Below are 13,949 nucleotides of genomic sequence, written 5' to 3' on the forward strand. Positions count from 1 at the left end.
TTTCGCCTTGAAAACGAGTTGATGCCATCGCGGGCAAGCCATGCTCCTACAGGGGGGATTACAGAACGTCGAGCAGTTCGACGTCGAATACCAGTACGCTGTGCGGCGGAATGCTGCCAACGCCTTGAGCGCCGTAAGCCAGTTCGCTCGGCACGTACAGACGCCATTTGCTACCGGCGTTCATCAGTTGCAGGGCTTCGGTCCAGCCAGCGATCACGCCGCCAACCGGGAACTCTGCAGGCTGGCCGCGCTCGTAGGAGCTGTCGAACACAGTGCCGTCGATCAGGGTGCCGTGGTAGTGAGTACGCACTTGATCTTCACGGGTTGGCTTGGCGCCTTCACCGGCAGTCAATACTTCGAATTGCAGGCCGGAAGCCAGGGTGGTGATGCCATCACGCTTGGCGTTTTCAGCCAGGAAAGCCAGGCCTTCGCCAGCAGCCGCTTCAGCTTTGGCAGCCGCTTCGGCCTGCATGATTTCGCGGATCACCTTGAAGCTCGCGGACATTTCTTCCTGGCCAACACGGCTTTCCTTGCCGGCGAAGGCATCGGTCAGGCCAGCCAGGATTGCGTCCAGGCTAACGCCCGGTGGCGGGTTGTCGCGCAGTTGGTCGCCCAGCTGACGGCCAATACCGTAGCTGACGCGGGTTTCGTCGGTGGACAGATTTACTTCGGACATGACACTGCTCCGCTGTGCGGACGGCTCGGGAACTTGCCGTGCGTGCACAGCGCGTCCCGGAGCGCCCGGAACCAAAAGGGCCAGCAGACTAGCACAGATGCCGTAGCGTTGATTAGGACCTCAGTGGTGCCATGCGCTCTGGAAGGCGAGTTGCACCTTCAAGTTTTCCTCTGCATTGGAAACAAGCCCGCACATTTCATCATGAACCAGGGTATGCACAAGGTTGAATGGCAATGTGGGGAAGTCATGGAGTATCTGACGCGCATGCTCGACCGAACGCAGATTGAACATTTGGTCATGGGCATCACTCAAGGGATACGCTGCGCCATGCATGCGTGCTTCCAGCAAGTAGATCCCGCCTTCCATGGAGATCAGGTTCAGCTCATCGATTTTCCCTGCGATGGCATAAGCACGTAATTCAACAAGGTTCATGGATGCACCCCTACAGTGACGAGCCGAGACTACTTACAGGGATAGGCTTCGGCGCATCAAAGTACAAGCCAGAAACGACACCGCCCGTCCGGTTCGACCGAATAACCCTTGTAGGAGCATGGCTTGCCCGCGATGGCATCACCGCTGTTTATCGTCAGACCGAGGTGTAGCCATCGCAGGCAAGCCTTGCTCCTACAGGGGTGGGCGAATCAGTGCTTGGTCAGCTTGTCCAGGTAGCCCATGGCGAACGCCGATATCACGAACGTCATGTGAATGATCACGTACCACTTCAAATGCTCGGGATCGACGTTCTTGGCATCCATGAAGATCCGCAGCAGGTGGATAGAGGAAATCGCCACGATAGAAGCCGCCACTTTCATCTTCAGTGAAGATGAATCCATGGTGCCCAGCCAGTTGAGCTTTTCCTTGTGTTCGTCGATGTCCAGTTCAGAGACGAAGTTCTCGTAACCGGAAATCATCACCATCACCAGCAAACCGCCCACCAGCGCCATGTCGATCAGCGACAGCAGCACCAGGATCAGATCCGACTCCGCCATCGAGAATACGTTAGGGATAACGTGGAAAACTTCCTGAAAGAACTTCAGCGCCAGCGCCAGTAGCCCGAGGGACAGTCCGAAGTAGATTGGCGCCAGCAGCCAGCGGGAGGCGTACATTGCGTTTTCGATAAAGCGTTCCATTGAATCTCACACAGGGTTGGAAATGGCGGCGAGTATATCAGCCACCTGTCTATACCCAGAAGCAGCCAGAAACCGTCGAGAAATCCGCCACCTGCGCGTGTGTCACAAAGTTTTTCTGCTAGTGTCCAGACTATTGACCGCTCAGCGACATCGGACAGGAAGACTGGAAAATGGATGTGCGATTGCCTTTATCGAGTGCCGGTATCTGCCTGATTCTGCTGATGAGCGGCTGCTCGCCCGGCGAGGATAAGCATCAGGTCAGCCTCGAGGAAAAAACCGCGCAGTTCGAGCAGTCACTGGATCAGATCCAGGACCCGAAACTCAAGGACGCGGTCTCCGAACTCGGCGGTTCACTCCTGCTGCTTGAACGTGCGCAGCTCAAACTCGACAGCAAACCGGTGGAAACCGAATACGGCGAAGATGCCCTCGCCGTGCTCAAGCACTACCCCACGCCCCAGGCTCTGGTCGACACCTACATCAATGGCCTGTTTGTGCTGCACAAGGATTCCAGCTCCGATTACCTGACCGACCTGCAACCGGTGTTCCCCTTCAATTTCAGTATTCCGGCAGCGTTCCTGTTCCCCCATGGCCTGGAATGGCAGTCGGTGACACTGAGCAACAAACGAGTCATCCCCTTCCAGCCCGAATGGTCGGAAACCGATCCCGGCATTCAACTCAGCCCGTCGAGTTCCAACCTGACCAACCCCGATGACCTGACGGTGACTTACCCTTTCATCGAAGGCCTGGATGTCGACAAAAAAACCAGCCGCAACCGGTGAGCCTGCAAGGCAAAGTCGAAGTGATCGCACCGCACCGGCTCTATAGCTTCGACCTGAGCAAAAAGGACGTTGGCCAGACCCGCACCAACGACAACCTCAGCGTGACCCTGTTGAAGCTTGAAAAGAACTACGCCGAGATCGAATACACCAACAGCGCGCCAGTGGCTCCCGAAGTCGGTGAAACGCCGCTGAACCCCCTGATTGTCCAGGCCAAAGACACCACCGGGCAATTTCTCTCGCGGGCCGGCTCGATCAACGAAACCGCCACGCAAATTGCCTTCTATCAAAAACAACTGGCGAAAATGCAGCAACAAAAGGCCTGGAGCGAGGCGTTCGAACATCAGCTCGATGAAGAACAGCGCACGTTCGAGAAGCAGCAGGGCCGGCACTATTCCAAGGTGTATTTCAACGGGCCGATCGAGACCCTTGAAGTCAGCCTGCTGGACTTCTCGAGCGTCACCGTAACCCGCAAGGACCTGAAGCTGACGGTACTGAGCTTCGACTCGCATACCACGGCAAAAACCATTCAGCCGCTGACCTTGCCGGTGGTGGTGTACGACGATCAGGTGCCGAACTGGCTCAAGGGCGCGACACTGAGTGAGGAACAGCTGAAAAAAAGCATCAACGTCAATCAGTCGGTGGAAGACCCGAGCGCAGCGCGTATCGAGTTCACTCACCCCAGAAGCTTCAATGACGAATTGCTTGGCAACTCTTTCAGCCCCGGCGATAGCCCGGTCAGTTTTTTTACCGCGGACAGTAACGGCAAACGCGATGAACCGATTGAACTGCCGCCAGAGGCTTACCAGGTCGACCCTCTGCGCGGCACGATCACCTATGACCTGAACCTGTTTGCGCAAACACCGGCCTTCGCAGTGGGCTCCATGCCGTTGTTTCTGGCCACCGTCGACAAACAGACGCTCGACACCCGCAAATTACCCAAGGGCCTGGAGCTCAAAGGCAATGCGCTGATGGTGGATGTGAAGTTGTTTCCTGCGCAGGACTGGCGATTTTTCGCCAAGGATGACAGTGGGAACTACCTGAAGGAGATTCTTGCGGTCACGCACGACGCCAGTACCGATGGCCCGGCGTTATTCGACGTGCACTACTTCTATGGCCAGCCCACACAACTGGAAAGTTATCAGCGAACCGACCTCGCCACCGTGCAGTACGGTTTCGAAGTCAAACTGGCCAAGGCTGATATGAGCCAGCTTGATCAATAAGCCGCTCAGTGATCGGGCCGATACTCGAACCCGCCGAGATTGCGGCAACGGCCACCATTGATTTCCCGCAGTTGGGCTTGCAGGTGCAGGCACCAGATTTGTGGATCGTCGGCCAGTTCGTAGCCGTGCAGGGTCAGGCTTTCAACAATGGTGTCGAGGATGGATTCAGCCACGAAAGGGCCATGAAACGGGCCTTGCGCCTTGATGGCCGAGGGTTGCTCGCCAGCCATTCCGGCGGCGAAGAGCAGGGTCCACATGCCCGTATCTCCCGCCAGAGGGCGGATAGCACATTCGATACGGGTGACAAGACCCAGGCATTGACGGGTAAGGCAGAGGTTGCGCGACATGGCGGCGACCCTCGGTAGATCCGGTATTCAGCCCCCACGGGAAGGCTGTCTCGATCCTGTGATTACTGTCGATATCCCTGAACCAGAGAATAGAAGAAAAGTTTGACTAGCACGCCAGGCGAGACCAGAAGGCGCCGAATGGTCATTGTGTGAAGATTGACGCCAGAGTGATGGCACTTTCGGCATACACCACAAAAAATTGTGGGAGCCGAGCTTGCTCGCGATAGCGGACTTTCAACCAACAAAGATGTTGAATGTCAGTGCCTCATCGCGAGCAAGCTCGGCTCCCACAGGAGGTGTATGAACTCAGCTCAAAACCGCGTCACGCTGGTTTTGTTTCGGCCAACGCCTCCTGCGCCATCTCTTTCTCGGCTTCCTTGAGGTCTTCCTCGCTGATCATCTCGGCAATCACCCGCAGACGCTCCACCACCCGCGCATTGACGCTGCCTTCAGGGAATTCGCCATTTTCATCCGGCGCACCTGCCGGTTCGCCCACCAACAGGCTCAAGGCTTCGTCCGCCTGACGCACCGCATAGACATGGAACTGCCCCGCGCGCACGGCGGTCAGCACTTTCTCGTCGAGCATCAGCGTGGCAACGTTCGCCTGCGGAATGATCGCCCCTTGATGGCCGGTCAGCCCGCGCGCTTCGCAAAGCCGGAAGAAACCTTCGATCTTCTCGTTGACCCCGCCCACGGCCTGCACTTCGCCGAACTGGTTGATGGACCCGGTGATCGCAAAGCACTGCTTGAGCGGTGTTTTCGACAAGGCCGAAATCAGCGTGCACGCCTCGCCCAGCGACGCACTGTCACCATCGACATACCCGTAGGACTGTTCCAGGGCGATGCTCGCGGAAATGGCCAGCGGGAACTCCTGGGCGTAACGACTGCCCAGATACCCGGTGAGGATCATCACGCCTTTTGAGTGAATCGGCTGGCCGAGGTTAACTTCGCGCTCGATGTCGACGATGCCACTGCCACCTGGATACACCGTGGCGGAAATCCGCGCGGGCACACCGAAGGCCGAGTCGCCGACTTCCAGCACCGTCAGCCCGTTGCACTTGCCGACCGCCGCGCCATCGGTGTCGATCAGGATGATACCGGCCAGCATGTCGTCGAGAATCCGAGCTGAAACGCGCCCGGTACGCGTGGCCTTGGCCTTGAGCGCACGCTCGATGTGACCGGCGTCGGTCATTTCATCGCCGGCCAGGTGACGAATGAAGTCCGCCTCGCTGACCAGTTGGAACAGATCACCGATACGCGCCGACAAGCGCCCCTGATGCTCGGCCAGGCGTGCACTGTACGTGGCCAGACGCGCCACCGCATCGGCCGTCAACGGCGCCATGCCTTCTTCGGAAGTGCGGGTTTTGAGCAACTGGGCAAACTGCTCCAGGCTCTCGTCGACCATCGGGATGTCTTCGTCGAAGTCCACCAGGACGCGGAACATCTCCTGGAAGTCCGGATCGAGGTCTTGCAGCGTGTAATACAGCTGGCGGGCACCGATGATGACGACTTTGACCGCCAACGGAATGTGTTGCGGCGTCAGGGTCACGGTGGCCAGTCGACCCAGCTCACCCAACGGCGATTCCATTTTCAGCTTGCGCGATTGCAGGGCGCGCTTGAGCGCATCCCACACGAACGGCTCGCTGAGCATTTTTTCCGCTTCAAGAATCAGGAAGCCGCCGTTGGCCCGGTGCAAGGCACCCGGACGCAGCTGCCGATAGGTCGTGTACAACGCGCCTTGGTCGGTACTGTATTCAATACGGCCAAACAGGTTTTCGTACGTCGGGTGCGGCTCGAACACCACCGGCGCACCGCCGCTGGCCGAATGCCCGACCACCAGGCTTGGCGCGTACTGCTCTTCCAGCAACTTGCGGGCAATGGCGTCGGTTTTGCTGTCGTCGACCAGTTGCTCGACAACCGTTTTCAGCAAATAAACCTGCATCGCTTGCAGGTAACCGCACACCGCCGCGTTTTCTGCGTACTTCTCCGAAAGAGGTGACAGCAGCGGCTGCAAGGCCAGGGTGATGGTTTCTTCGTTGAGGTGGCGCAGTTGATTGCTCGACTCACGCTTCCATTGCGGCAGGCTGGCGAGTTCCTCGTTCAGACGCTCTTCCAGACCGGAAATATCTTCGTGGAAACGTTCGCGATCGGCTTCCGGCAACTGGGCGAATTCCGCTTCATCCAGCGCCTTGCCTTCACTCATCGGGGTAAACGCGATGTTGCTGGCGTCGCGATACAGGGCGACTTCTTTTTCCAGGGCCAGGCGCTCGATGACATCCAGAGCCTTGTCATAGCGCTGGTTGAAGGCGCGGTCGATGGCGCTTTTCTTCTGCTGGTAGGACGGATGTTCGAACACCGCAGGAAACGTCGCCAGCAAGTTATCGATCAGGCCATTGATATCGCCAATGAAGGCGCCCGCAGTGCCCGACGGCAATTCCAGGGCTCGAGGCTCGCGCGGCTCATCAAAATTGTTGACGTAGACCCAGTCCGCCGGGGTCTTCAGGCGTTTGCCTTCGGCCTTCAGGTAGCGTTTGACGAAAGAAAACCGGCCGGTACCGGGCTCACCCATGACAAAAACGTTGTAACCAGGGCGTGGCATGGCCACACCGAACTGCAAGGCTTCAACCGCACGTTCCTGGCCAAGCACACCGCGAAAGGGCTCCAGATCATTGGTGGTAGAGAAGCTGAACTGTTCAGCGGAAAACGGACGGGTCAGCGCTTCAGGCGCTAGACGCAAGCTGGCAGCAACAGGATCAGGCATCGGGCTTCCTTAACAATCAGGCGGGGCAGATAGCGGCATTCTGGCGCTGCCCATACCTCACTTGCAAGGCGCACCTCAAGCCAAAGCATCGGCAAGCCGCCATCCCCAGGTGGACCGGGGCTAAATCCATGATTTCAGCGAATGTTTTGCAAAAAAACACGGAACCCCCGGATCGTGCCTAAACTCCAAACTGCGCGGCTGGATAAATAACCGGCCCACTGGCGCCAGAATGGGCCAGAACCCCCTAGTCCATCGGTATGCACACAAAGAGAACATAGCTATGAAACGGATTCTTCTCGGTACTCTCTTCACCGCTGTATCCATCAATGCCATGGCACAGGCGCCAGGCGGCCCGGATTGCGGTTGGGGCAACATGCTGTTCGAAGGTCAGCGTGGCACCCCGGCTCACTTCATGGCCTCCACCACCAACGGCACCTCCGGCAACGCGACCTTCGGCATGACCTCCGGTACCAACGGTTGCGCCACGAATGCATCGCTGACCTACGGCGGTAAATCCTGGATTGCCATGAATGGCATGATGAACGAGCTGTCCGAAGACATGGCTAAAGGTCAGGGCGAAGCGCTAACCACTTACGCCGTGGTACTGGGCGTGGCGCCGGAAGACCGTGCACATTTCGCTGCGGTGACTCACGAACACTTCCAGCAAATTTTCAGCAAGGCTGACGTGACCGCTGAAGACGTGCATACCAACACCCTGGCCGTTCTGAAGAGCGATCCGCGTCTGGCCAAGTACGCCACTCAAGCTTAAGCTCGAACCGCCCGCTCCTTTCGGGGAGCGGATTTATTTTTTGGCCCGCCCCTCTTTGGGTCTTTGTTTTTTTCGACTTTAAGTTGCTCACTATGCTCAAACGCCTTGCCTGGCTGGCGCTCTGTGTCTGTGCCCCGCTGTCCGCCGCGCCACACCTCGACAATCAACGTTTGCAGCAACTGGCCAACGACCCCTTCTGGATTTCCCTGGGCCACTACGAAACCGCCAAGCTCGGCGGCTGGCGCAGCTATGTCAGCGACCAGAAGTTCTTTCTTGCGCCTGATGGCAACGAACATCCCGACCATGAACTGGCCGCGACCGTGCAAGCGCTGTACGCCCCGGCCAGTGCCGGCGAACAACACGCCCAATGCGTTTACCCGGCCCGCACCCGCTGGTTGAAAGCCCAGCTCAATCTGACGGACCTGCCGACACTGGACTGCGCCGAGTTCAAGCAATGGTTCAAGGACGTCTCGCCCGACAGCGCGGTGATGATTTTCCCGGCGGCGTACTTGAACAGTCCGTCTTCAATGTTTGGCCACACGTTATTGCGCATCGACCAGAAAGACGTGCAGAGCGACCATACCGCCCTGCTCAGTTATGCCATCAATTTTGGTGCCTACATCGAAGGTTCGGACAACAGCATCCTTTACGCCTGGAAAGGCTTGATGGGCGGTTATCCCGGGTTGTTCGCACTGGTGCCGTATCAGGAAAAACTCTCGGAATACCGCAGTCTCGAGAACCGTGATTTGTGGGAATACCGACTGAACCTGACCCAGCCCGAAACCGCACGCATGGTCGAGCACGTCTGGGAGCTGAAGCAGATCAAGTTCGACTACTTCTTTTTCGACGAAAACTGCTCCTACCGCCTGCTCGAATTGCTTCAGGTGGCACGACCGAGCCTGCGCCTGACCGAGCAATTCCCGCTGACCGCCATCCCCACCGACACCGTCAAAGCGGTCAAGGAAGCCGGGCTAGTCGAGTCGATAACGTATCGCCCGTCCCGCGAGCGTGAATTGTTGAGTCGCGCCGAACCGCTGAACGCTGATGAACAGCAATGGGTGCTGAACGTCAGCGCGGATCAGAAACAGTTGCAGGCCCCCGCCTTCAAGGCTCAACCCAAAGACCGCCAGGCGCTGATCATCGACGCCGCTTATCGCTTGGAACGCTACCGCGCCAACGGCCAGGAACGCGACCCGGCGCGGGCGCAACGCAGTTTCGAACTGCTGCGGGCGATCAACCAGAACCCCGCACCGGAACTGGACATCCCGCGACCCGGCCTGCCCGAGGACGGCCATGAATCGCGCACCTGGCAGGCCGGCATCGGCACCCGGGGCGATAAAGCATTTGGCGAGTACGGCCTGCGCATGGCCTATCACGATCTCAACGACAACGCCGAAAGCTTCCCGCTCGGCGCACAGATCGAAATCCTGCAAATGAAACTGCGCCAGTACGAAGGCAATCAATGGCAGTTTCAGCAGCTAGACCTGGCAACGATTCGCTCACTGACCCCGCGCAACGAGCTGCTGCAACCGCTGTCGTGGCAGGTGACCGGCGGTCTGGAGCGCGTGCCGGGCAAGCATGACGACGAAACCCTGGTCAGCCACGTCAATGGCGGTGGCGGCGGCACCTGGCAACTGGGTGACGACCTGCTCGGCTTTGCCTTGGGCACCGTGCGCGTTGAACACAATAACGACTTCGCCGCTTTCATCGCCCCGGCGGCGGGCTTCAACACCGGTGTGCTGTGGAACAACCCGCTGGGCAATTTCAGCCTGGAGACCAAAGGCGACTTCTTCACCAATGGCGAAGTGCGCCGAAACATTAGCCTGAATCAGCAGTGGGAACTGTCGCGTAACCTGGGCCTGCGCCTGAGTGCCCAGCGCGACTTCAGTCACCTCGCCACACCCGAGAATGAAGTGATGCTAGAGGTGAAGTGGTATCACTATTGACGTAAATCCCTGTGAGAGCGGGCTTGCCCGCGATAGCGATTTACCATTCATCATCAATACTGACTGATAGCCCATTGAACAGCCTCGTCCGCGCCCATCGCTCGCCATGAGTCGTACACAGACATCCACCGAAACTAAAAGCCTGCAACCATGGCCCAAACCCTATAACGGGAGATCACCATGAGCCGCGCATTCGTCAACGAAGATAACGCTGCCGCGCAAGCCGATCAGCCGGTCGAACGGCAGGTCAGTGCGCAGCCCAATTACGTCACGCCCCAAGGCTTGAGCCTGTTACAGGGCAAGGTCGCTGTACTGCAAGCCCTGCATGCCGAGCAGTCCGCCAAGGGCGAACAGGCCGACAAACAGCGCGTGGCAGATCTGGAACGGGACCTGCGCTACTTCAAACAACGCCTGAGCAGCGCTCAAGTCGTGCCGCTCGCCACCTCGACGGTAAAAGTGCAGATCGGCAGCTGGGTCACTTACGCCGACGAACACGACACCGAACACCGTGTGCAATTGGTCGGCGAGGATCAGGCCGATGCCGCGCATGGCCTGATCAATTGGGACTCGCCACTGGGGCGCGCGTTGCTGGGTGCACCACTGCAAGCTGAAGTGCTGTGGCAACGCCCCGCCGGAGATCAATTGATTGAAGTTATCCGCATCGAACCGGCTTAAACCACGCCTTGGGCGAGCATGGCGTCGGCGACTTTAACGAAGCCGGCGATGTTCGCACCTTTTACGTAATTGACCCGCCCGTTCTCTTCGCCGTAATGCACGCAGGCGTGATGGATCGACTGCATGATCGCGTGGAGCTTGTTGTCCACTTCACCGCCGGTCCACAACAGGCGCATGGCGTTCTGCGACATTTCCAGCCCGCTCACGGCAACGCCGCCGGCATTCGACGCCTTGCCTGGCGCGAACAAAATGTCTGCTTCAATGAACACGTCCACGGCCTCAAGGGTCGTCGGCATGTTCGCGCCTTCCGCCACGCACATGCAGCCGTTGCGCAGCAAGGTGCGAGCGGCCTCGGCATCGAGCTCGTTTTGTGTCGCGCACGGCAGTGCGATGTCGCAGCTCAGGGACCACGGGAGTTCGCCGCCACGGAATTCCAGACCAAAACGGCTGGCCAGTTCGCGGATACGACCGCGCTGGACGTTTTTCAGCTCCAGCACGGCCAGCCACTGCTCTTCGGTCAAACCGCTTTCGCAGTACAGCGTGCCTTCGGAATCAGACAGCGAAATAACCTTGCCCCCAAGGTCCATCACCTTGCGTGCAGCGTATTGCGCGACATTGCCGGAGCCGGAGATCGCCACGCGTTTGCCCTCGACCGTCAATCCGCGACGCTTGAGCATCTCTTCGGCGAAGTAGACACAACCAAAACCGGTGGCTTCCGGGCGAATCAGACTGCCGCCATAGCTCGGGCCTTTACCGGTCAGCACGCTGGTGAACTGGTTACTCAGGCGCTTGTACTGGCCGAACAGGAAGCCGATCTCCCGGGCGCCGACACCAATGTCACCGGCCGGCACATCCACATCGGCACCGATGTGGCGGTACAACTCGCTCATGAACGCCTGGCAGAAGCGCATGACTTCGGCGTCGCTTTTGCCCTTAGGGTCGAAGTCCGAACCGCCCTTGCCACCGCCCATTGGCAGTGAAGTCAGGGAGTTTTTGAACGTCTGCTCGAACGCGAGGAACTTCAGCACGCCCAGATTCACCGAGGGATGGAAGCGCAAGCCACCCTTGTAGGGGCCGATCGCGCTGTTCATCTGGATGCGGAACCCGCGATTGACCTGCACCTTGCCCTGATCGTCGACCCAGGAAACCCGAAAAACAACCGCCCGCTCCGGCTCACAAATACGCTCCAGAATGCCGGAGGTCAGATAGTGTGGATTGGCTTCGAGAAACGGCCACAGGCTACGCAAGACCTCTTCAACCGCTTGGTGAAACTCGGGTTGATCCGGGTCGCGTTTTTTCAGGCGAGCAAGGAAGGATTCGACGGATTCGATCATGGAAAAGTCTCGGCAAATTTATTGTCGTTGGAGGAGATTGAGCCGGACTGTAACAAACGATTCATGCACGAGAACAGCGCATAACGTCGCATTTATGAAATTAAATGGTGCGCAGGATATAAATTAATCTGGTTTTTTAGCTTTTTTGCACCTGAATGGGGATTCACAACTCAAGTCTTGCACCATCAGGTACACCGTCTTCGCGGGCAAGCCCGCTCCCACTGTGTCCGTGAAGCTTTGCGTATCCCGGGCAATCCACATTCCCGTGGGAGCGGGCTTTCCTGCGATGAATTCACCGCGATCCCACTGAAAAACGCATAAAAAAACGGAGCCCCGAAGGCTCCGTTTTTCATGCAACCGATCCGGTATCAGGCCAGTTTTTTGTGCCGTACACGATGCGGCTGGGCAGCTGCTTCGCCGAGACGCTTTTTGCGGTCGGCTTCGTATTCGGTGTAGTTGCCTTCGAAGAACACCGCTTGCGAGTCGTCTTCGTACGCCAGGATGTGCGTCGCGACGCGGTCAAGGAACCATCGATCGTGAGAGATCACAATGGCGGCGCCCGGGAAGTCCAGCAGTGCTTCTTCCAGGGAACGCAGGGTTTCAACGTCGAGGTCGTTGGACGGTTCGTCGAGCAGCAGGACGTTGCCGCCCTCCTTCAGGGTCAGGGCCAGGTGCAAGCGACCGCGCTCACCACCGGACAGGTCCTTGACGAACTTCTGCTGATCGCCGCCCTTGAAGTTGAAGCGACCGACGTAGGTGCGCGACGGGATCTCGTAGTTGCCGATGCGGATCTGATCCGAACCGTCGGAGATTTGCTGGAACACAGTCTTGCTGCCGTCCAGGTCTTCGCGGCTCTGATCGACGCACGCCAGTTGCACGGTTTCGCCGACTTCGATGCTGCCCGAGTCCGGCGTTTCCTTGCCCATCAGCATGCGGAACAGGGTCGATTTACCGGCACCGTTACCGCCGATCACGCCAACGATGGCGCCTTTAGGCATGGAGAACGACAGGTTGTCGATCAACACGCGATCGCCGTAGCCCTTGGAAACGTTCTTGAATTCGATGACCTTGTCGCCCAGGCGCGGACCGGCCGGGATGTAGATCTCGTTGGTTTCGCTGCGCTTCTGGAATTCCTGCGATTGCATTTCTTCGAAGCGTTGCAGACGAGCCTTGGATTTGGACTGGCGGGCCTTGGCGCCTTGGCGCACCCACTCCAGTTCTTCCTTCATGGCTTTTTCGTGGGCCGACTGCTGCTTGGATTCGGCAGCCAGACGATTGGACTTGGCTTCAAGCCAACCCGAATAGTTGCCTTCGTACGGGATGCCGGCACCGCGGTCGAGTTCGAGGATCCAGCCGGCGACGTTGTCCAGGAAGTACCGGTCGTGCGTGATCGCAACCACGGTACCCGGGAAATCGTGCAGGAAGTGCTCCAGCCAGGCGACGGAATCGGCGTCCAGGTGGTTGGTTGGTTCGTCGAGCAGCAGCATGTCCGGAGCGGACAGCAGCAGGCGGCACAGGGCCACGCGACGCTTTTCACCACCGGACAGGAATTCGACTTTCGCGTCCCATGCTGGCAGGCGCAGCGCATCGGCGGCGACTTCCAGTTGACGCTCAAGGTTGTGACCGTCGCTGGCCTGCAGAATGGCTTCGAGCTTGGCCTGTTCAGCCGCCAGCTTGTCAAAGTCGGCATCTTCTTCAGCGTAAGCCGCGTAGACCTCGTCCAGGCGCGCCTGGGCGTTCTTGATCACGCTGACCGCTTCCTCAACCACTTCACGCACGGTTTTGGTCGGGTCCAGGATCGGTTCCTGTGGCAGGTAGCCGATGTTCAGTTCCGGCATCGGACGGGCTTCGCCTTCGAACTCGGTGTCGACGCCGGCCATGATTTTCAGCAACGTGGACTTACCCGAACCGTTGAGGCCGAGTACGCCGATCTTGGCGCCAGGGAAGAACGACAGAGAAATGTTTTTCAGGATTTCCCGCTTCGGCGGAACCACTTTGCCCAGCCGATGCATGGTGAAGACGTATTGAGCCATGGAGAACCTTGGGTCAGTGACAGATGAATGATTGGAGCGCAGGCGAAGCCTGGCCAGACTGTGCGCGTCGTCCGATTGATGGCGATCAATACGTGCACGCTGAAAAAGTCTGAGTCTAGGAGCTGGAACGCTCCCGCGTAACCGGCAAAGCTACCTGATTGACGGAAGGCAGTCCAGCCGACAGGGGCTGGCACTTAGCCACAACTCAAGGCATGCTAGCCGCCCTTCGGGCGTCAGGCTTATAGTGCACGTCGCGCCAGTCCAGTCAAACCGCAGGAT

Annotated in this window: 10 protein-coding genes and 1 pseudogene; 4 read left to right on the forward strand and 7 right to left on the reverse strand. The window is 58.5% G+C overall.

The window, feature by feature from the left end; all coding sequences use genetic code 11:
• Positions 1-58 precede the first annotated feature (58 nt).
• The 3 genes from AB4N76_RS09805 to AB4N76_RS09815 all read right to left on the reverse strand — a co-directional run bounded on the left by AB4N76_RS09805 (position 59) and on the right by AB4N76_RS09815 (position 1,806).
• Complete coding sequence (locus AB4N76_RS09805) at positions 59-676, reverse strand: FKBP-type peptidyl-prolyl cis-trans isomerase (RefSeq protein WP_008028844.1); 618 nt, start codon at positions 674-676, stop codon at positions 59-61.
• A gap of 120 nt (positions 677-796) precedes the next feature.
• Positions 797-1,108, reverse strand: coding sequence for a DUF6482 family protein (locus AB4N76_RS09810; RefSeq protein ID WP_046028569.1), 312 nt, complete (start codon positions 1,106-1,108; stop codon positions 797-799).
• A gap of 209 nt (positions 1,109-1,317) precedes the next feature.
• Positions 1,318-1,806, reverse strand: a complete 489-nt coding sequence (locus AB4N76_RS09815; protein ID WP_046028571.1) for a TIGR00645 family protein — start codon at positions 1,804-1,806, stop codon at positions 1,318-1,320.
• Positions 1,807-1,976: 170 nt separating this feature from the next.
• Between AB4N76_RS09815 and AB4N76_RS09820 the strand changes: the two are divergent.
• Positions 1,977-3,805, forward strand: a pseudogene (locus tag AB4N76_RS09820) (hypothetical protein).
• Positions 3,806-3,810: 5 nt separating this feature from the next.
• On the opposite strand, the gene AB4N76_RS09825 reads toward AB4N76_RS09820, so the two are convergent.
• Positions 3,811-4,152: a PA4575 family protein gene (locus AB4N76_RS09825; protein WP_046028575.1), complete on the reverse strand. Its 342-nt coding sequence runs from the start codon at positions 4,150-4,152 to the stop codon at positions 3,811-3,813.
• A gap of 322 nt (positions 4,153-4,474) precedes the next feature.
• Positions 4,475-6,913: a Lon protease family protein gene (locus tag AB4N76_RS09830; RefSeq protein WP_046028577.1), complete on the reverse strand. Its 2,439-nt coding sequence runs from the start codon at positions 6,911-6,913 to the stop codon at positions 4,475-4,477.
• A 280-nt stretch (positions 6,914-7,193) separates the two neighbouring features.
• Here AB4N76_RS09830 and AB4N76_RS09835 point away from each other — a divergent pair, with 280 nt between their 5' ends.
• From AB4N76_RS09835 to AB4N76_RS09845, 3 genes are all read left to right on the forward strand, one after another.
• Positions 7,194-7,682 (forward strand): DUF3015 domain-containing protein, encoded by a 489-nt coding sequence (locus AB4N76_RS09835; RefSeq protein WP_046028578.1) that lies wholly within the window; start codon positions 7,194-7,196, stop codon positions 7,680-7,682.
• A 92-nt stretch (positions 7,683-7,774) separates the two neighbouring features.
• Positions 7,775-9,628, forward strand: coding sequence for an Lnb N-terminal periplasmic domain-containing protein (locus tag AB4N76_RS09840; RefSeq protein WP_109786304.1), 1,854 nt, complete (start codon positions 7,775-7,777; stop codon positions 9,626-9,628).
• A gap of 180 nt (positions 9,629-9,808) precedes the next feature.
• A complete protein-coding gene (locus AB4N76_RS09845; protein WP_460164419.1) occupies positions 9,809-10,303 on the forward strand; it encodes a GreA/GreB family elongation factor in 495 nt (164 codons plus the stop codon).
• On the opposite strand, the gene gdhA is transcribed toward AB4N76_RS09845, so the two are convergent.
• Both gdhA and ettA read right to left on the reverse strand, forming a co-directional pair.
• Positions 10,300-11,637 carry an NADP-specific glutamate dehydrogenase gene (gdhA, locus tag AB4N76_RS09850; RefSeq protein WP_046028584.1) on the reverse strand — a complete coding sequence of 446 codons (1,338 nt, stop codon included), beginning with the start codon at positions 11,635-11,637 and terminating at the stop codon, positions 10,300-10,302. The genes AB4N76_RS09845 and gdhA overlap by 4 nt on opposite strands.
• Before the next feature lie 368 nt (positions 11,638-12,005).
• Positions 12,006-13,670 carry an energy-dependent translational throttle protein EttA gene (ettA, locus tag AB4N76_RS09855; protein ID WP_046028585.1) on the reverse strand — a complete coding sequence of 555 codons (1,665 nt, stop codon included), beginning with the start codon at positions 13,668-13,670 and terminating at the stop codon, positions 12,006-12,008.
• Positions 13,671-13,949: the final 279 nt, after the last annotated feature.

This window comes from Pseudomonas sp. S2_F03 (assembly GCF_054668335.1).